Source organism: Niabella sp. ZPM-14 (assembly GCF_055693045.2).
The window spans coordinates 630,644-649,047 of record NZ_CM181148.1 but is presented as its reverse complement, the minus strand read 5'-3'; the positions used below and the strand labels follow the sequence as shown (position 1 = coordinate 649,047).

Here is an 18,404-nt window from a genome sequence, read left to right as displayed (position 1 = left end):
AGTTTACTAACGGAGTAAGTTCTACCTTTATTCGAAATGTAATTGCAAAATGGATTTTATGCACAAGGTGCTTGCCAACTATGGTTTTGAGAAAAGCAGCTATACTATTGAAAAATTCGGCAGCGGGCTTATCAATGACACTTGCGTTGTAAAAAACGGAAAAGGAAAATACATTTTACAAAAAGTCAACCACAAAGTATTCACCAATCCTCTTCTTATTTCGGACAATATAGAAAAGATTGAAGCCTACCTGGCTGCGCACCAAAATGATTATTTTTTTACGAGCCCTCATTATACCTTGCAGGGAGACTCGATGGTGCAAATGGATGGCGGATATTACCGCGTGTTTCCGTTTGTAAAAAATAGTCATACCATCGACGTGGTGCAAACGCCCGCACAGGCTTTTGAAGCGGCCAAGCAGTTTGGAAAGTTTACCAAAGTATTATCCGGCATTGATATCAATACACTCAATATTACATTACCTAATTTTCATGATCTCGGCCTGCGTTATCAACAGTTTCTGGAGGCGCTCGGGAACGGCAATGCAGAAAGGCAAAAGGAAGTGTCTGAGCTGATCGCGGAATTAAAGAAACGGTCTGATATCGTAGATGAATTCCACAAGATCAAAAGCAGCCCGGACTTCAAGCTCCGCGTGACCCATCACGATACCAAGATCAGTAATGTGCTGTTTGATGAAAGCGATGCCGGCATTTGTGTGATCGACCTGGACACGGTGATGCCCGGCTACTTTATCAGCGATGTGGGAGATATGATGCGTACTTACCTGTGCCCGGTAAGTGAAGAAGAGTCTGACTTTTCAAAGATCGAGATACGGGACGATTTTTACTTCGCGATTGTTGAGGGCTACAAAACCTTCATGGAAAGTGAACTGACGGAGGCGGAAAAGAAGCATTTCTTCTACTCGGGGAAATTCATGATCTACATGCAGGCCCTGAGATTTCTGACGGATTATATCAACGATGATATTTATTATGGTGCAAAATATCCGAAGCACAACCTGGTGCGCGCCACCAATCAAAAGATCCTGTTAGACAGGCTGATGGAGAAAGAAGAAAAGCTTTCCCGGGTGTCCTGAAAAGCGATAAAAAAGTTGCCTGCTTTTTGATAATTAAAATAATTTCCTTTACATTTGCAACCCATTAGCTGAATATGCTAATCCGGGAAGTAGCGCAGGCCGGTAGCGCACCTGGTTTGGGACCAGGGGGTCGCAGGTTCGAATCCTGTCTTCCCGACTTTTAAGAGTCCTTAGAAACTAACTAAATAGGCTATAATCCAATACAGAAAAGGGTTATAGCCTATTTTTATGCAAAAAATTATTTTCCGGAATATGCCTGTTTTTCCAGTTATGCCGACATTTGTTTAGAAGTCGTTTAGAAAAATTCTAAACATTTTTTTACCTTAGATCTATGCCAAGCGTAAAATTTGTGATGCAACATCTCCGGTCTGATGGGAAAGGTCAGATTTATATCAGGATTATCGACGGACGAAAACCAGTATATCATAAGACTGGTTATTATGTGACTAAGGATCAATTTAAGGGAGAGCAGGTAATCAAGCACGTGGACGCTCATATGATAAACCAGGCGTTGGAGGCTCAGAGGTCTAAGTTGATGGAGAAATACTACAAGGCCGATATATTGGGGGAGAAGGTCAATGATATAACGCTATTTGCCGCCGTCAAAGCGAAGTTGAATGAGCTGGAGGTATCAGGCAAGGCCGCAACATTTAATCGGCTCCTGACTAATCTAGGCTACCTAAAAGAGGTTTTTCCAAATGATATCAAACTATCGCACATTGATGCAGCAACGGTAGAAAAATATGTAGAATTCAGATATCGAAAAGGTAATAAGGCGATTACGATAAAAAAGAACCTAAAGGATATATCTACGGTTTTAAAATTTGCCGGATTCACTGGCATAGATCCTTTCTTCAAGAAGGCTACAGGCATAGTAGCGCCACCAGCGAAGCGTGAAAAATTAACCTTAGAAGAAATCACTAGAATTGAAAATATTGAGCTAGGCGGATTGCAAGATGTGGCCCGGGATATGTGGCTTTTCGCCTTTTACACACATGGAGCCAGATTTGAAAGCGTCGCTACATTTCGGCGCGAATGGATAAAAGACGGCATTTTGGCCTATCAAATGAATAAAGGTATGAAGCACCGCGAAATTGTCATTCATCCGAAGCTAAGGGCCATAATCGATAAATACATAGCCAACGATAGCATTTATCTTTTTCCGGTAGTGAAGAAGGAGGTGACAAGCAAATGGACAAAAAAAGAAACGATCAGTTCGGCAAATAGCTTAATGAACAGATACTTAATTATAGTCACTGGCCTTTGTAACATAAAAAAGAAGATTAGCTTTCACAATAGTAGGCACTCTTTCGCCTCCGTAGCTTACGAAGCCGGCGTGAGTACAGATGTTATTAAGGAATCTTTAGGTCACACAAACCTCAGTACGACAAACGCCTATCTTAAGTCCCTTTCAGATAAAAAGATCAATGATGAAATTAATAAGATTTATGGGGCCTAGCGTTTTTGGGATATCCGTTCATTTTGTTGTATATTTGTCTTGAATCTGAAACACCCCAGTGGTCGGGCTGACGCCCCATAAGTAAGTAGGATTCCCCCGGGACGGTTAATACCGCCCCTTTTTTTATAGCTCGACAATGTAGTGGTTTTTGCTATTTCTTGTAACGTGTGGATTTATAACACTTGAAAGCCTGCCATAAAACGTTTTTGCTCCTTTTTGCCTTACATATTTATTCGGCTCGTAAATTTGTCGGGCGAAGTAAGCGACAACATCCACCAATTGTAAAACGAAACTATCCCTAGAGTCTCTAAAAACAGGATCTTCTATAACAGCTCTAAGAGGTATGTTTCGAGTTCCCATATCGACATCCATTCTATTCCAGACTTCATTGTATCTTCTTTTTCTTCGAAGTAATTTTTTTAGTTTCTCCCCGTCTGTATTGTCGCAAATAATCATCCCTTTATCGTCTGAAGTATTTGATCCTCCAGGAAAGTTTTTATCAGCGAGTGTATTGTCAAATCGCTGAATCAGGATGTCCCATGCATAAGCAAATGGGTCGGCATGTTTTGACTTATCAATTCGAACTGTAACAATTGATATATCTGTCCTAAGATTTAACCAATCGAGACATTTTTTCAATAAATCAAGCCGCTGATTCCTAGATATTGTGCTCTTGAACTTAATCCGCTTTTGAAGGAACTCGGAAGCGTGTATTTCCTCTTTAATCAATAGCTCGAAAATTGTCTTTAATTGCCGCTTCAACGTAATTATATCATCTAGCAGGTTCTTCCATGAATTTTCATGGACGATAAGCGCTGAGAGAATGAAGTAATTTGTTGGGGATTTGATTTTGCCAACATCGCCACTTTCGTCAACGTACATCAAATACATAAGCCGGATATTTTCCTATTTTAACCCTAGAGCTTGCAGAATTTTTACTTTAATATCTTCAGGTATGTTATCTTCAAGCCCAATGTTTGAAGTTTGGTTTATAGCGTCATATGTAAAAGTTAGGTCATATTTTTCTACAATATCCGGAATTGCCTCAACCTTCTCTTGTATCTTAGCCTTCATGGCCTCTTCCAACTTTTCGTTTATACCTTTTTTTAATCCAAACGGATCTTCGAAAATGGGCTTGTGAATAAAGTTGTAGGTAATCATATAATATATTTTTGGATATGCAACCATTGATCTATTCATAAATCAACTCTCACCTCTCCAGCACCTTCTTTTTCTCCGCTTCAAACTCTTCTTTGGTCAACGCTCCATCGTCTAAAAGCTTTTTCAGTTTTGCTATTTCGTCGGCCTTGGATGGGGTGGGTGAGGATGGTTTTGTCGCTAGTTGTTCTGTAGGGGGGATAAGTTCGCCAATTTCTATTGCTTGCTCATAGTACACTCGAAGTTTATCATTTCCGATGCCGTATTTATTTTTACGGGTCATTAGAAAGGTTCCGTCTTTTAAAACTTGATATACTTTGTAATATCCGTTTGCTAAGGATTGATGTCCGGTATTGTTTGAGTCGTCCATCCAGCCAATACCTTTAACGGCTTTGAATGTGCCATCATCTTTCTTACCCGATCCCAGATAAACTGAATCCCCTTTATGAATCACCCATCCCGACTTTGTGACAATACTATCCACCTCCATCTTCTTACTGAACTTTTGACAGAAGCAAATAATCGGTGTATATATAGCAATTAAAAAAATTAGTTTTTTCACAAGTTTAAATTTTTATTTCCTTTTTGATAATATTAAACGTTTGCATAACATCTTTTAGATTTACGAGGTCATCCGGATAAGCCTCCTTGCAGATCGTTATGTATCTTAAAATCGTCATTCTTGCAAATTTGTTTACTTCGATAAAACCTTATGGATCATTGTGGACAACTCCTTGTCGGCAATCACCTTTGCAATATTATAAGACGCATTGTAGCCGTTCACCGCTACCGCCCCTCGGCGAATGTCTTTAGACCTGGCAAGTTCTTTGCCGAGCTTATCTAATACAATCAGATGCCCCTTGTACATGCTATTAAATTTGCTGGTCACCCACACATCTAACGATAAGGTGTAGTCCGCAGAGGTATCCAAGACGGCGTACCCTAACTCCTTCACTTTCTCTGCTATTTGGTTATAACTGTATTTGTCTTTGGCCTTGATAGCGAAGGTTTGGCTGAAGCCCCAAAAAGGCAATATTGTAAAGCCTATTAAAACTAGCAATTTCATCTATATTAGATATTTTATTTTCGTTCTTCTGACGGATTTATTATTTCCCTCGACTTTTGATATTTACTGCGCAATTCACCCTCCTTGATGAGCTGGTTGATCATCTTAATAAATCGTAAAGCTATTTTTGTTCCTTCGGGCGTTTGCATTTATATTTCGTTGTGCGCGTTAACTTGATTATCGTATTCATACTTAACCATCCGCCAGTCTGCTTTACACAAAAGCAGCATCGTGACAATCTCGGTGATAGTTTTTTCTTGCTTTGCTAATTTCAAAACTCTGAGATTGTAATCGTCTTCACTTGGGTCAAGCCATGTTTGTAAGCTTTTTAGAAATATGGTGTAGTAATTGTTCACCTCTTTATTAGTCAGAAAATAATAAAACGCATCAGCCTGTATATTGATCTCATAGATAATCATCTTATAGTCATCTTTCCACTCCCTTTCTCCTCTCTGTTTAAAATACGAGTATACGGTTGGGAATTTTTCCTTGATAATTTTACTGTGCTCGTTCAGTTGCGCGAAGCAGATAGTTGGCGACAATAACGCTAAAAAGAAGATTGTTTTAAGCATATTAATTATCGGTTTTCAGTTTTTACTTCCGCCCCATGCTCTTTGGCATATTTGGCCGCAACTGCCAGTATTTGCTCAAATGCGTCCTTATTAAAAGAAGGAAGAACGGTAACTCTTGCTAACTCTTCGACGAATTTTTTAGCATTCTTTTGCGACTTATCGAAGGTGCTTATTTGCACAAGCCCGACAAGCTCAATTGTTTGATCAGTAAAAACTGCTTTAATTCTAAACGTAGATGAGGTTCTTTTTTTCACCTTTATGTGTGGGGTTGTCAAATAGCCCAACTCTTCATCTTTCTTGTCTATTTCATAGTTATTCAATACAAGGAACCTTGCAAAGCTATTAATGTCGTGTTTCCCTGTTATAATAATTATATTATCGTTTTTGTTTGGCTTTGCCTGAGAATAGCAAAGCGTCGGTAGTAAAAGGAATAGTAATAATGATTTCATTTAATTAAAATATTTGCTAATTGTTTTAGTATTTCTAATTTTGTTTTATATTCGTTCCAGTATTATTCAACCAAAGTATTAAGTAAGTAATGAGCACTACGAGCCCCAACACAAAATCAATCTGCCTCAACTGTCCGCATGTGACTTTTTGCCCTTTTTCTCTCGCTTCTGTTGATCATCTGAAGGAGGTGCACTATTGCCCGAGAGCTGAAACTCTTCACCGCGAGCCGCGTCGTAAATATTTGTTTCTTTCTTCTGATCGTGTGAAGAAGCTTTGCCGAATCCACCGGAACTAAGCGCAAGCCATTGTTCCCTATTTGTTTCAGCTAAAATACGGTTGCTTTCAGCTAGCATTTTATTGCTTTCAATAGCTTGTGTAATGGACTGTATCAAAAGGTCGATACTAGAGGAAGACCCCTTTTCGACTTTTTGGGCTTGCTTCAGCATTTCTCCCTCACCTGTAAGGAGCCAAACTTTGTTTAACTGGGGGAATGCATTCACTATTTTTTGAATCGTTTCTTCTCTCATTCCACGTCGCACATTGTTTACCGCCCCGTTCGACAGGTTGGCTTTATCTTCAAATGCCGCTTGCCCCCCAGGTAGAGTGTCAATAAATTGCAGTAATCTATCCTTGAAACTATTCATGTTGTACAGATAAGTTTTCTGTATTTTTGTTTAAAATTTATATTACATGAAGGAATTACTTCAGTCCCTAAAAGAAGTATGGTCTGAGAAGACACCAAAAGAGCGTATCTGTTGGCTCGGCCCACTCTGCATATCTATCATAGCTTTAATAATATCAATTATAACTTTCCGGTTGAATTGAGGTATGAAAGTATTGATACCCCTAAAGCAACCAAGCTTATGAGTACTGCGGCCCAATCGGGCAAAATTCCGTAAAACCATTTGCGCCACTGCATTTTACGTAAGCGCATGAAACCTCCCTCCTTTATAAACGCCGCAGTGTAGCTAGTCGGTATTAGATCTTCACTAAAGCCCTTATAAGTATCAACGACGCAGGGTGAGTATTTCTTCAACTCGGCAACATAATGCCTTACCTCCTCAATTGTAGCCTCGCCCTTTACCTGATTGTGAAGTTCAGGAACGTCAATATAATGCTCTGGAGGCGCAGATGCCAAAATACGCAACAGCATATCCATCACTTTAACGTCACGCTTGGTATACATTATAACTAATTGATTTACACTAAACTCTTATAAAAATGCAACATTGTTGCTAAAATAATAGATAAATTATCTGTAAAATATTTGGAAATACAGATAAGATGTCTGTATCATTACAATACAATTGCGAATCAAAGATAAATATAAAGCATTTATTAAAAAATAGTAAGAAATGACCACATCAACTAAAGTACGCGGAGGATTTAAAAAAGGCTGGGGCGCTGTTAAAAACATTGACATGAAGCCTCTGAGGGAATTAATTCAAAGTCGCATTCCATTTAGCTCTCCAGCCTTCTATGCGCGCATGAGGGGAGAGGTGATATCCAACAACCGTGATGCTGATATAATCGAGGAGGCATTTTTAGAATTCGGTTACACTAATATTTGGGACTAGGTCATGAAAAGGAAACGGAGGGTTTAGTCTTACTCCCTCCCTTTTAAAAAGAACAAATTAAAATATCAGGCAATGAAAAAAAATACAAGAACAAATAAGTTTTTATAAACCACGCCATAAAGGGAATGATAGATCAGGCAGATTTACTAGAGCAAACCGGGGAGGGGTTGGTGAAAGAAGATTTTAAAAAGGCGTGTGAAAAATTAAGATCGAACGTATTCGAGCTCATTAATACTCAGCAAGACCTTATTAAAAAAGCCCTTCTCCTTATAGAAGTAGGTGCATATAACGAATCGTAGATTTTTCCAAGTTTCCGTGTCATCGGCTCCGGGTATAGGAAATGCGCTTGTCGCTAAGTCATCAATAGTAGACGCGTCTCCTTTATTAGTGAAAGCGTGAATGGTGAGTTCTTGTTCAGGATGTGCTTTATGCTTAACAACATCCCCAATGGCAAATCGGGTTAACATAATTTTTGTTTTTGGCGATTCAAAAATAGTGTTTTAGGGCTTCACTTCAAAAAGCCCCTTCTTAAAAAACCATTAACCATTAAATATTACCAAATGAAGAAGAATTCAAAATTGAACGACGATCCTGGTTTAACGAGACGGGAAAAAGAGATTGTTGAAATGCATATTGAGGGTGCTATGACGGCGAGACAAATAAGTTACTACTTAAAGTTGAGTGAGAATACTGTAAATAATCACTTGTCTAAAATTCGAAGAAAGTTCAATGCGGTGAGCCAAATAGATCTTTCAAGCAAGTATTACAAGCTTAACTTTTGGCTGATCAGAAAGACACCGACAGAACCAGCTCCTGTTAAAGCAGCGAAGGTTATTTCATTCAACACATTCATTCACTACAAAGAGTTAAAACCGGCAGCATAATGGCAAAAATGATCACCATACGAGATATACACTCAGACACTAATATTCCAAAGAAGGTCATATGGAGTGAAATACAAAATGGTCGATTGACTGCGACGAAAATCGGGAGGGACTGGTATGTAAAGCAGTCAGATTGGAATAATTTTTTTTCCAAAAGAACCTTTAATAAAAAATCAGCTTAACAACAAAATCTTAAAGCCATGAATAATTATCAATTAATGAAATCAGTGGTGGAAAATACTCAGATCGAAGAAGCCATCATCAACGGCCGCATGATCGAGGTCTACATAAAAGGATCTGACGAAGTGCTGCAGTTTCCGAAAGATGAGTACTACGAGTTCTTAAAGAACGACGGATTTGTAAAGGATTATGAAGGCAACGAAGACAGCCAGCAAGCGGAGTATGAGTCATTCGACATTCGGGGGCCACACAACAATTTTGACTCTGTCTTTCACTTCATTGATCATGAGGTTGAAGCCGTCGAGCGCCGGAAGAGATTAGCCAGGGCCAAGTTACCAAACCTGACTGCTGCTTTCGAGAGTTTAAAATCCATTCTTAAACCTGAAATAGCGGCGTAATAATTATTAACCACCAAATAACCGATCATGACCAAAGGATTCAAAGTCACCGACCCTGAGATGCAATGTCGAGGGTATCAATACGAACTCAATAAAACATTTACGCACAACGGAGATGTTGAGCTTTGCGACGAAGGGTTCCATTTTTGCCAGCAGCCGCAACACTGCTTTACCTACTATAATTTCAACACCGAGAACAGGGTTTTCGAAATTGAAGCGTCGGGCATCGTCAAACATGGTGACGACAAAAGTGTGTGCAGCGAGATCAAATTCATCAGAGAAATACCCTGGGATGAGGTGCTGAGGATTGTCAATACGGGACACAGTAATACGGGACATTCTAACAGCGGCAACTGGAACAGCGGCTACAGGAACAGCGGCGACAGGAACAGCGGCAACTGGAACAGCGGCAACTGGAACAGCGGCAACTGGAACAGCGGCAACTGGAACAGCGGCTACAGGAATAGCGGCGACAGGAACAGCGGCTACAGGAACAGCGGCTACAGGAACAGCGGCAACTGGAATAGCGGCGACTGTAACAGCGGCGACAGGAACAGCGGCAACTGGAACAGCGGCAACTGGAACAGCGGCAACTGGAACAGCGGCAACTGGAACAGCGGCTACAGGAATAGCGGCGACAGGAACAGCGGCTACAGGAACAGCGGCGACTGTAACAGCGGCGACTGGAACAGCGGCAACTGGAACAGCGGCAACTGGAACAGCGGCGACAGGAACAGCGGCGACAGTAACAGCGGCTACAGGAATAGCGGCGCATTTTGTACAGATTCCAACCCTGTGCTAATGTTATTTGACAAGCCGTCGTCCATGACTGTCAGGCAATGGGAGGATCATCCTGCGTGCGAGTTGATGTATAGAATTGAAACTACACTATGGATACCGTGGTCAATGATGAGCGAAGATGAAAGAAAAGCAAATCCAAAGTATGAGTTACAAGAAGGGTATTTGAAAACCATTCCCATTAAGGAGGCATGGTCAAATTTCTGGCACAATCTATCTGATGAGAATAAAGCGCACTTCACCACCCTGGAAAACTTTGACGCAGAAATATTTTTTTCAATTACTGGAATTAAAATTTAATCCCATGACACGCAACGAAATCCTGCTGCAAATCAGCAAAGAGAAATCAGAAAAAATGGAACTTGCGCGAAAGCTTCATGACTACGAAGGAGGCTGTAGCTACCAATTCGAGAAAGAGACGAACGACATAACTAATGAGATCATTACAAAGAATCACAACCTTATTTACTTGTACTCTTTATTAGACGAAGGCTATAAGCCAAAACCGATGTCGGCTTTAGAATGGTTTGCTTTGATCATATTCTTTATTGCTTTCGTAGTGTTAATTGTTACAAAATGAGATGGGGTTGTATAATATACGCGTGTTGCGCTATCGTGACGGTATATCTGTTGTACATCATAATCAGGAGCTGACCTGTCAACAGCCGTAGTTCTTTATTAATTGTTTGGTTCCCGAGTAGCTCAGTTGGCTAGAGCGCAGCAGAAATGCTGGTCGCTGGTTCGAATCCAGCCTCGGAAGCATAGCAAGGCTACAACGAAAAGAAAAACTGATCTCAGGTTGTAGTTGAGTTGAAGATCAGCCGAAATGCTTACGGATATCAGGGCTTACCCATAAAGTCCAGAGAGCATAATCTAACGGGCGACCGCCGGTAGCGTTATACCGGCACTTTAAAAAAATAATTATGGAGTTCAAAGGAACCAAAGGAACGTGGGAGCGATACAATAGGTCACAAATATGTTCCGCTGTGTATGCTGGATCTAAATTGGTGCACATATCCGGCGGGAATAAGGAAGAAGATAAAGCCAACGCCCAACTTATAGCGCACGCGCCTGCGTTGCTCGAAGCCTTATCGCACTGTGTTGAAATCCTGAAACAGATGCCCACTCCATCAGAGTATGTCGAAACAGTTGGTAATATGTGCATGAACTATGAAGATCTCATCACCCGCGCAACAACCATTTAAAAATATAAGTATGCGAAAGGAAGAAATTATAAATCTATCTATTGGAGACATTCTATATAAATACGTTCCATTTAGAGGCGTATTCAAATATAAAGTCGTTGGACTTCGTCAATACGAAAAAAATACTTTATATGAAGTGGAGTGCCTAGAATGTAAAGACCATGCTAATTGCAGGCTTATCGTATCGCAGCATGATAATGCCAACTATTTTGAATATGTGCAGATGCTTGATGAGGATGAAGACAATGAGCAATACTACTGGCATAACGACAGAAGATATTTCACCAGTGAGAAAGATTGCAAGAACCATGAGTATGGTGAGTATGTGAAGAAGAAAAGGGATGAAATCGAAAAACTCAAAAAGCAATTAGAATCACTAGAGAATAATATTAAAGAAATAGAAATACTCATAACCCCATGACAACCGAAATAAAAGCAATCATCGAAAAGGTGAACGACAACGAAAGTTTAGAATCCGCACGGCCAAAAGTCGCATCGTTCCTAAGAGACTGTGAGGACAAAGAAGTGAAAAAAGATGTAAGCGACAGGTGGCGAATCAAAGTAACCAGGTTCGTAAATAGTAAGCCGTTAAGTAGGCAGTATTAATTAAGTAATCATGGAAGCAATAATAAAACACAACAATAAGAATTACCGAATCGATGGTAAGCAAATCACCTTCCTGGACAGCAGGTTCTATTACAGCCCTGCCGGAAACTTCCTGCCATCTGTCACAACTATATTGGAGGCGTATCCGAAAGGAGCACAATATTATGAGTGGCTTAAAAAGAATGGGCAGGATAGTGACGAAATAAGAGACGAAGCCGGGCGTCGCGGCTCTGTGGTGCATGAGCTAACCGAAATGTACGACCAAGGCCTAGAGATTAGCCTGCTGGATAACAACGGTAATATCGGATATAAATTGTCAGAATGGACGATGCTATCCAGATACGCTGAATTCAGGGACCAAGTAGGCTTTAGCATTATCTATAGTGAACAAAACATTGTGTCTGATGCTCTCGGATTTGCTGGAACAATCGATAGGATCATAGAGATTAATGGTGAAATATGGTTGATTGACATAAAAACATCCAACGCTATTTATCAATCTTATTGGCTTCAGGTAGCTGCTTATAAAAAGATGGCCGAGACGGAGCTAAATATAAAAATTGATAAGGTCGGTATTCTTTGGCTGAACGCAAAAACGAGGACAACAAAGGACCTGCAAGGCCCCGGTTGTCAACTGTTAACCAAGATCGACACGACTGACGATCTCAAAGCATTCCAAGCCACTAAGCACCTATGGAATATTGAAAATGGATCCATGAAGCCTAAACAACTAACCTATTCGCTTTCCTTAAAATCTCCTACGGAAAAAGCACAGCCCGCTGCGCTTATTTGTAAAAAGTGTGGGGTGGTTGACGATGTAGTTGTTGCCGATGGTAAGGGGCCTCACTTCGCTACTATCAATTGTGGATCATGCGGGTCATATATTAAGTGGGCTACAGAAAAGGAAGTAATCAATATCAATTCAATAAAAATTTAAAAAATGGGACTCGAAACAAACAACAATGCTGTATTTCTGTCAATTGGTGACGGCAAAATCACAAGGCGAGTAAAAGAGCAAACTAGCTCAAGTGTACAACGTACCACAAAAGAAGGTCGTATTATCCATGAGGAAATATTTGACAAAGTTTCCGGAATGATCACCGACATTAAAGTGACCACACACGAACAGTACGGTAAAAAGTGGAACATCAAAATTGAAGACGCTGGCGAGGCTTTCTTGCTACAAATGAATTACTCAAGCGGTTATTCTTCATCTTTTTTGAAGGCATTGCCAAACGCTGACCTAACGCAAAAAGTAACCCTTATTCCTTACATGAAAATGGACGGCGATAAGAAACGCGTTACCTTATTCATCAGCCAGGATGGCGCCGCTCTAAAGCACTTCTACACTAAGGATGACCCAAAAGGTTTGCCACCAATGAAGCAAGTTAAAGTAAAGGGACAAATGGTTTGGGATGACGGCGAAATGATGGAGTTCCTCGAAAACATGGTAAACACCGAAATCTTACCAAAGATTAAAAAAGCAGAGCCGGCGCATGCTGGTGATGCAGAAGAAAGTGACGAGGCGCCTTTTTAATATTTTATAACCTAGCGGGGTTCCAGCCCCGCTTACTTTTTACCTTATGCAACTAAGAGACTACCAGGAAGATTTAGCTATTAAGGCGTGCGAGTTACTACAAAAGCACATGATAGCGTGTTTGTCGATGGAAACCCGCACTGGCAAATCTTTAACTGCCATGAAAGCAGCCAACCTATACGGCGCAAAAATGGTATTGTTCGTTACCAAGAAGAAAGCAATAAGCAGTATTGAGGCGGATAATGAAAAGTCGAACCTGATAGAAATGTTGACTGTAACTAACTATGAGCAGTTGCATAAGTATGTTGATGATATAAACTTTGATCTGATCATCATTGATGAGTCACACACGAACGGAGCGTTTCCTAAACCTTCTTTACGCACAACTCAGTTAAAAAAGATTTGCAAGGATAAGCCGGTTATAATGCTGTCAGGAACATTTACGCCTGAATCTTACAGCCAAATTTATCACCAGTTATCAGTTAGTAATCATTCACCATTTATAGAGTATAAAAACTTCTATGCCTGGGCAAAAGACTACGTGTATTTAAAAAAGCGTTACTTCTTTAACCGGGAGACAAATGATTACAGCCACGCTAATGAAGAGAAAGTAAAGAGCGCGATCAAGCACCTGTTTTTGACTTATACACAGAAGCAAGCCGGATTCAACCAGGAGATTGCAGAAGAAGTATTGTTATTAGAGATGGATAAAAAGACTTACTGGTTAGCAGATAAATTATTAAAAGATCGTGTATTTATCGGAAAGCAAGGCGAGGAAGTGATAGCTGATACCGAGGTTAAACTGCAAAATAAGCTGCACCAGATTTACAGCGGAACAGTTAAGTGTGAGGATGGGTCATCGATCATATTCGACATCAGTAAAGCCTCATTCATAAAGCAATACTTCAAAGGGAAAAAGATAGCAATCTTTTACAAGTTTCAGGCAGAAGGCGAAATGTTGCGCCGCGCGTTTGGTAGCAGTATTACCGAAAGTCCGGAAGTATTCAACGCATCGGATAACCTGGTATTCATTTCACAAATACAATCCGGACGCGAAGGAGTTAACCTAAGCACCGCTGATGCGCTAATTATGATGAATATTGATTTTAGCGCGCTATCGTACTTGCAGGGGAAAGACCGCATGCAGTCTAAAGATCGAACAAAGCCAGCACTGCTTTATTGGATATTCTCAAAAGATGGTATTGAACATAAAGTTTATGAACGAGTACTTGGCAAAATGGATTATTCTCTTAAATGGTTTCGTAAAGATTTTGGTTTAACAGAAAATAAAGTAGTGGCGTGAGTTCGATTAAAAGTTTGCAATCATTACTGGACCAACCCCCGCCGGTTGAGCCGCCTAAGATGGAAGTAGTGCATATAGTGAAAGAGGTGGTCCGGGAACCGGTTATTGCTTCAGTAAGCGATGATGTGGAGTACTTCTACCTCTACCCCTACAAATCAAAGTTTGAGGCAGCAAAGGATCTGAAAGAGTACTACGACAAAATAAGCCTGCCTGATACCATCGTGTTTAAGTGCAGCAAAATAAAAAAAGATTTTATCACTAAATCATTCGAGCTGGTTAAAAAATATTGGAGAGATGAAACCTATGTGTTTAATAGGTTGGCTGATTTGAAAACGTTGAAGGAATTCATATGAAAGAAGAAATTAAATGCGCCGGCGAATGCGGCATTTGCGATAATAGTTGTGAAATAAACTGGTGTTATGTTGGAATCACAAATACAGGCGAAAATAATTAAGTCCTACGAAAAGGCTGGCTGGCTAGTGGTTAAGATCATTCAGAGCAATTTTAACGGCATACCGGATTTAATGTGCCTGAAAGATGGAAGGACCATTTTTATCGAAGTAAAGCAGCCAGGTAAAAGACCTACGCCATTGCAGGAGCACCGGCACAAGCAATTAAGAACGCAAGGGTTTGAAGTTTTGGTTTTAGATAAAATATAAAAAGGAGGTAAAATATTATGCAGATCGAAAAGTATTACAAAGCTCAGGATATTATCCGGCTGAAGAATCTCATCGAATCGGTTATGAGCCGCGATGAGATCGACGACAAGTCTTTATCACAATTAGATGTTGACCTGCAGAAAACCCTTCGGGGTAAGATTGCAGATGTAGTAAAAAAAGAGCTAAAGAAAAAATTAAGTCAATTGGATAAAGAATTTAACGATCTGTAATGAGCAAAAGAATTGAAATAGCGAAAAAGTATATCGGGGCCGGAATTAGTGTTATCGCTACCGATTCAAATAAAAGGGCCGTAACCCTTTGGAAAAAGTACGAACAGGATTACGCGAATGACCACGAACTAAAAGAAATGTTCGATCATCCAAAGACAGACGGAATTGCAATTCTTTGTGGAAAGTTGTCTGGCAACCTGGAAGTAATAGACGTAGATACTAAGTATGATTTAACCGGTTCATTATTCGAGGATTTTATACAAGAAATTACCGACGCAAACTCAGACCTGGCTCAAAGGCTTGTTATAGCGAAAACAAAGTCAGGCGGCTATCACCTTTACTATCGTTGCGAGCAAATTGAAGGTAATAAAAAACTGGCTCAGCGATTCACTACCGAGGAAGAGCGCGAGAAAAACCCACACGAAAAAGTAAAGGTATTGATTGAGACCCGAGGACAAAGCGGGTATGTGATTGCGCCCCCCACAACCGGTTATAAAATCACTCAGGGTGACTTAATGAACCTGCCTGAAATTTCAACCGAGGAACGTCGGTTAATTCTTGAAATAGCCCGGTCTTTCAATAAAGTGATCGAAGAATATAAGCACCATGAATATACTGAAAAGAAACCTTTTCAAAAGTCTCCTTTCAGCGATTACAATGATCGCGGCGATGTGGTAGGGCTACTTACCCAACACGGGTGGAGGATTGTAAAGCAGCAAGGCGCAAAAACTGTAATGCTTCGCCCTGGTGAGACTACCTCCAAAAGCTCAGGTGATTACAATAAAGATATGAACCTGTTTAGCGTGTTCACGACCTCGTCAGAGTTTGAGCCAAATAAAGGATATAAGCCGGCTGCTGTGTACGCTATGTTGGAGTGCGGTAATGACTGGAAGGTGGCCGCTAAAAAATTGCTTGATGCCGGGTTCGGTGAGCCCTTTAAGAAAGTGAGCCGGGACGTCAGGTCATACATTGTAAAAATGCAGGAAAAAGGCTTTAAAGATGACGCCTTAATCAACCAGGTATCAATTACCCACAGCATTTTACCCGAGGATGCCAAAGCCGCAATTGAGACCGTAAACCGGCAGGAGAGTGAGGAATCCTTTTGGTCATGGGACACAGAGAAAGAAAAGCTGTCATTAGTATTTACACGTTTTGTTGAGTTTATGAACCGCCAGGGTATCGGGTTGTTTTTCTACGATAAAGCTAGTCCTATTTTCAAGATTGTGCGCTCTGAAGACGGAATACTTGAAGAAACTTCAACTGAGCGGATTAAAAAAATGGTTGAGGAATACATAAAGGATGCCCATATTGAAGGCGTGCAGTACACCGAGGAAATGCTTTTAGAGCTGATCTACAGAAACGATAAAATGTTTTCTGACTCCATTATGGAGTATTTGCAACCCATTGACATAGACTTCCTCAAAGACGATAAAGACACAGCTTACATTCCATTTAAAAACGGAATAGTTAAAATTACTGCGGACGATATCACACTAAAGAGTCACGGGAGTATACACAAAGTGATATGGAAATCAGAGCTACTTGACTTTAATATAGATGTGGACCAAAATAGCGCGGATGATTGCGAGTTCGCAACATTCGTTGAGAAAATAGCCGGAGGCGAACAGAATCGCCTATTACAGGCAATTTCTTTGATCGGCTACACTTTACACCGGTTTAAAGACCCGGCTCGGCCATACGCCTTAATATTAGGTGAGGAAACGGAAGATGAGAGCAAAGGAGGAGGAACAGGGAAGGGGATTTTTACAAAAGCCTTTGATCATATGATGCCGGTGGTCACGGTGGACGGAAAAACATTCAGCCCCGGTAAGAAAAATTTTGCTTACCAGCGGCTAAAGCTCAACACCCGGGCAATGATTATACAAGATGTGGTAAAAAACTTTGATTTCCATTCGCTCTACAACTTGATCACCGAAGGAGCCACCATTGAGAAAAAGAACCAGGATGAGCTTTTTATCCCTTTTGAGGACAGTCCAAAGGTGATTGTCACTACGAACTATGCAGTCAATGACGAAGGGAACCACACAAAGCGACGCATTAAAGTAATCGAATTCTCAGGATACTTTCATCCGGGGCACACTCCGCAGGACGAATTCGGGCACCTTCTTTTTAACGACTGGGATAAAGACGAATGGAACCGGTTTTACAACTTTATGTTTTTCTGCATCCGGTATTATCTAAAAAACGGGATCGTCGATATCCAAGAAAGCGAAACCTACAAGTACAAAAAAATTCGCATGCAGTTTGGCGAAGAATTCGCGGAATGGTTCGAGCATTACAAGGACAACGGGTGCACGACTTTCAAAAATTTTAAGGACATGAGAGAGCAATTTTTAATGGAGTTTGATTTAGACAGCAAGATTTATTCTTCAAAAAAGTTCTCCAAAGCCCTAAGGACATCGGCAAAATATTTCGGACGGACCATTGTTGACGACAAAAATATCGACGCAAGTAGGCAGCTTTTTGTAAAAATGGAGGTTGGGATCAATTAAAAATGGGCTTGGAATCAAAAAATATAAAAATGGATTACAAAGTTAGTGTTGAAAATCAACTGGTTGGGTTCTCCGAATTGATTACATCGATTTTTTGCCTCTATACTCTTTTACTCTCACAAATATTTTTTTTCGCGGCGGAAAAAATTTTTTCTCAAAAAATCGATTCATTGATTCCGTCTTTTATAAGAGATTGATTTAGATAGTATTTATAACGAATCGATTTTTTTAAAATCGATTCAGATTGATTCAATCGATTCCAAATTGATTCAGACATGTTAAGACACATAAAACCATACAAGAAACAAGCAACCGAAGCTCAGATTAAGCGAGTTGCTAAGCTATATAATTACATGATGGATCATCCGGAAAAGAGACCACGGGTTAATCGGATTATTCTGTCTTTTATTGACCATTACTCTTTACGAATAGGGGCTATAAGATTTTGGGCAAAGAATTTAAAAAAATGGAAATCATGTACACAGCACAAATGATATACAGGGGGGAGATTGTAAAGGAAAGGATGTTTACTGTTACCGGCGGAGATAGTGTTCTATCCATTCTGATGACATTTCTTAAATCCACTGGTTCATCACTCCCATTAAGGAAGGCGATGTTAAGGGGTGAAGTTGATATTAATATCCTGTTGGACGAAAAGTCTGTTTATCAGGTAAAAATGAAAAACATGGCTGTCGAAAATTATTAATTGATTA

26 protein-coding genes and 2 tRNA genes are annotated in these 18,404 nt (G+C 40.3%); 20 read left to right on the top strand and 8 right to left on the bottom strand.

Features of this window, described 5'->3' with window-relative positions:
- Window positions 1-58 precede the first annotated feature (58 nt).
- From ACU37H_RS02655 to ACU37H_RS02645, 3 genes are all read left to right on the top strand, one after another.
- A complete protein-coding gene (locus ACU37H_RS02655; protein ID WP_472702810.1) occupies window positions 59-1,096 on the top strand; it encodes a phosphotransferase enzyme family protein in 1,038 nt (345 codons plus the stop codon).
- 83 nt (window positions 1,097-1,179) lie between these two features.
- Window positions 1,180-1,253: transfer RNA gene (locus ACU37H_RS02650), tRNA-Pro, on the top strand.
- 174 nt (window positions 1,254-1,427) lie between these two features.
- Window positions 1,428-2,555, top strand: coding sequence for a tyrosine-type recombinase/integrase (locus ACU37H_RS02645; protein ID WP_472702809.1), 1,128 nt, complete (start codon window positions 1,428-1,430; stop codon window positions 2,553-2,555).
- Window positions 2,556-2,678: 123 nt separating this feature from the next.
- On the opposite strand, the gene ACU37H_RS02640 is transcribed toward ACU37H_RS02645, so the two are convergent.
- The 8 genes from ACU37H_RS02640 to ACU37H_RS02605 form a co-directional block, all read right to left on the bottom strand.
- On the bottom strand, window positions 2,679-3,446 hold the full coding sequence (locus ACU37H_RS02640) for a DUF3800 domain-containing protein (RefSeq protein ID WP_472702808.1): 768 nt from the start codon (window positions 3,444-3,446) through the stop codon (window positions 2,679-2,681).
- Between the two features lie 15 nt (window positions 3,447-3,461).
- Window positions 3,462-3,716, bottom strand: coding sequence for a hypothetical protein (locus ACU37H_RS02635; RefSeq protein WP_472702807.1), 255 nt, complete (start codon window positions 3,714-3,716; stop codon window positions 3,462-3,464).
- Between the two features lie 49 nt (window positions 3,717-3,765).
- Window positions 3,766-4,275, bottom strand: a complete 510-nt coding sequence (locus tag ACU37H_RS02630; RefSeq protein ID WP_472702806.1) for an SHOCT domain-containing protein — start codon at window positions 4,273-4,275, stop codon at window positions 3,766-3,768.
- Between the two features lie 132 nt (window positions 4,276-4,407).
- On the bottom strand, window positions 4,408-4,779 hold the full coding sequence (locus ACU37H_RS02625) for a hypothetical protein (protein WP_472702805.1): 372 nt from the start codon (window positions 4,777-4,779) through the stop codon (window positions 4,408-4,410).
- 149 nt (window positions 4,780-4,928) lie between these two features.
- Complete coding sequence (locus ACU37H_RS02620; protein WP_472702804.1) at window positions 4,929-5,351, bottom strand: hypothetical protein; 423 nt, start codon at window positions 5,349-5,351, stop codon at window positions 4,929-4,931.
- Window positions 5,352-5,356: 5 nt separating this feature from the next.
- Window positions 5,357-5,800, bottom strand: a complete 444-nt coding sequence (locus tag ACU37H_RS02615) for a hypothetical protein (protein WP_472702803.1) — start codon at window positions 5,798-5,800, stop codon at window positions 5,357-5,359.
- Between the two features lie 126 nt (window positions 5,801-5,926).
- Window positions 5,927-6,445: a hypothetical protein gene (locus ACU37H_RS02610; protein WP_472702802.1), complete on the bottom strand. Its 519-nt coding sequence runs from the start codon at window positions 6,443-6,445 to the stop codon at window positions 5,927-5,929.
- 158 nt (window positions 6,446-6,603) lie between these two features.
- Window positions 6,604-6,987 carry a hypothetical protein gene (locus tag ACU37H_RS02605; RefSeq protein ID WP_472702801.1) on the bottom strand — a complete coding sequence of 128 codons (384 nt, stop codon included), beginning with the start codon at window positions 6,985-6,987 and terminating at the stop codon, window positions 6,604-6,606.
- Between the two features lie 169 nt (window positions 6,988-7,156).
- Here ACU37H_RS02605 and ACU37H_RS02600 point away from each other — a divergent pair, with 169 nt between their 5' ends.
- The 17 genes from ACU37H_RS02600 to ACU37H_RS02520 all read left to right on the top strand — a co-directional run bounded on the left by ACU37H_RS02600 (window position 7,157) and on the right by ACU37H_RS02520 (window position 18,397).
- Window positions 7,157-7,378, top strand: coding sequence for a hypothetical protein (locus ACU37H_RS02600; protein ID WP_472702800.1), 222 nt, complete (start codon window positions 7,157-7,159; stop codon window positions 7,376-7,378).
- 560 nt (window positions 7,379-7,938) lie between these two features.
- Window positions 7,939-8,262 (top strand): helix-turn-helix transcriptional regulator, encoded by a 324-nt coding sequence (locus ACU37H_RS02595; protein ID WP_472702799.1) that lies wholly within the window; start codon window positions 7,939-7,941, stop codon window positions 8,260-8,262.
- A gap of 200 nt (window positions 8,263-8,462) precedes the next feature.
- Entirely contained in the window at window positions 8,463-8,840 is a 378-nt protein-coding gene (locus ACU37H_RS02590; protein ID WP_472702798.1) for a hypothetical protein, read from the top strand.
- A gap of 27 nt (window positions 8,841-8,867) precedes the next feature.
- Window positions 8,868-9,938, top strand: a complete 1,071-nt coding sequence (locus ACU37H_RS02585) for a DUF7666 domain-containing protein (RefSeq protein WP_472702797.1) — start codon at window positions 8,868-8,870, stop codon at window positions 9,936-9,938.
- A gap of 4 nt (window positions 9,939-9,942) precedes the next feature.
- Window positions 9,943-10,218 carry a hypothetical protein gene (locus ACU37H_RS02580; protein ID WP_472702796.1) on the top strand — a complete coding sequence of 92 codons (276 nt, stop codon included), beginning with the start codon at window positions 9,943-9,945 and terminating at the stop codon, window positions 10,216-10,218.
- Window positions 10,219-10,329: 111 nt separating this feature from the next.
- A tRNA-OTHER gene (locus tag ACU37H_RS02575) sits at window positions 10,330-10,398 on the top strand.
- A gap of 163 nt (window positions 10,399-10,561) precedes the next feature.
- Window positions 10,562-10,843 (top strand): XkdD/Y8K6 family phage-associated protein, encoded by a 282-nt coding sequence (locus tag ACU37H_RS02570; RefSeq protein ID WP_472702795.1) that lies wholly within the window; start codon window positions 10,562-10,564, stop codon window positions 10,841-10,843.
- Between the two features lie 10 nt (window positions 10,844-10,853).
- Entirely contained in the window at window positions 10,854-11,264 is a 411-nt protein-coding gene (locus ACU37H_RS02565) for a hypothetical protein (protein ID WP_472702794.1), read from the top strand.
- On the top strand, window positions 11,261-11,449 hold the full coding sequence (locus ACU37H_RS02560) for a hypothetical protein (protein WP_494407581.1): 189 nt from the start codon (window positions 11,261-11,263) through the stop codon (window positions 11,447-11,449). The genes ACU37H_RS02565 and ACU37H_RS02560 overlap by 4 nt, the downstream gene beginning before the upstream one ends.
- Window positions 11,450-11,459: 10 nt before the next feature.
- The gene (locus ACU37H_RS02555; RefSeq protein ID WP_472702793.1) at window positions 11,460-12,386 is read left to right on the top strand and encodes a PD-(D/E)XK nuclease family protein; all 927 of its coding nucleotides are present in this window, start codon (window positions 11,460-11,462) and stop codon (window positions 12,384-12,386) included.
- 3 nt (window positions 12,387-12,389) lie between these two features.
- Window positions 12,390-12,986, top strand: coding sequence for a hypothetical protein (locus ACU37H_RS02550; RefSeq protein ID WP_472702792.1), 597 nt, complete (start codon window positions 12,390-12,392; stop codon window positions 12,984-12,986).
- Window positions 12,987-13,032: 46 nt separating this feature from the next.
- Window positions 13,033-14,289 carry a DEAD/DEAH box helicase gene (locus ACU37H_RS02545; protein WP_472702791.1) on the top strand — a complete coding sequence of 419 codons (1,257 nt, stop codon included), beginning with the start codon at window positions 13,033-13,035 and terminating at the stop codon, window positions 14,287-14,289.
- Window positions 14,286-14,642, top strand: a complete 357-nt coding sequence (locus ACU37H_RS02540) for a hypothetical protein (protein WP_472702790.1) — start codon at window positions 14,286-14,288, stop codon at window positions 14,640-14,642. The genes ACU37H_RS02545 and ACU37H_RS02540 overlap by 4 nt, the downstream gene beginning before the upstream one ends.
- 66 nt (window positions 14,643-14,708) lie before the next feature.
- Window positions 14,709-14,948 carry a VRR-NUC domain-containing protein gene (locus ACU37H_RS02535; protein WP_472702789.1) on the top strand — a complete coding sequence of 80 codons (240 nt, stop codon included), beginning with the start codon at window positions 14,709-14,711 and terminating at the stop codon, window positions 14,946-14,948.
- Between the two features lie 17 nt (window positions 14,949-14,965).
- Complete coding sequence (locus ACU37H_RS02530; RefSeq protein ID WP_472702788.1) at window positions 14,966-15,178, top strand: hypothetical protein; 213 nt, start codon at window positions 14,966-14,968, stop codon at window positions 15,176-15,178.
- Window positions 15,178-17,691, top strand: a complete 2,514-nt coding sequence (locus ACU37H_RS02525; protein ID WP_472702787.1) for a bifunctional DNA primase/polymerase — start codon at window positions 15,178-15,180, stop codon at window positions 17,689-17,691. The genes ACU37H_RS02530 and ACU37H_RS02525 overlap by 1 nt, the downstream gene beginning before the upstream one ends.
- A gap of 475 nt (window positions 17,692-18,166) precedes the next feature.
- Complete coding sequence (locus ACU37H_RS02520; protein ID WP_472702786.1) at window positions 18,167-18,397, top strand: hypothetical protein; 231 nt, start codon at window positions 18,167-18,169, stop codon at window positions 18,395-18,397.
- Window positions 18,398-18,404: the final 7 nt, after the last annotated feature.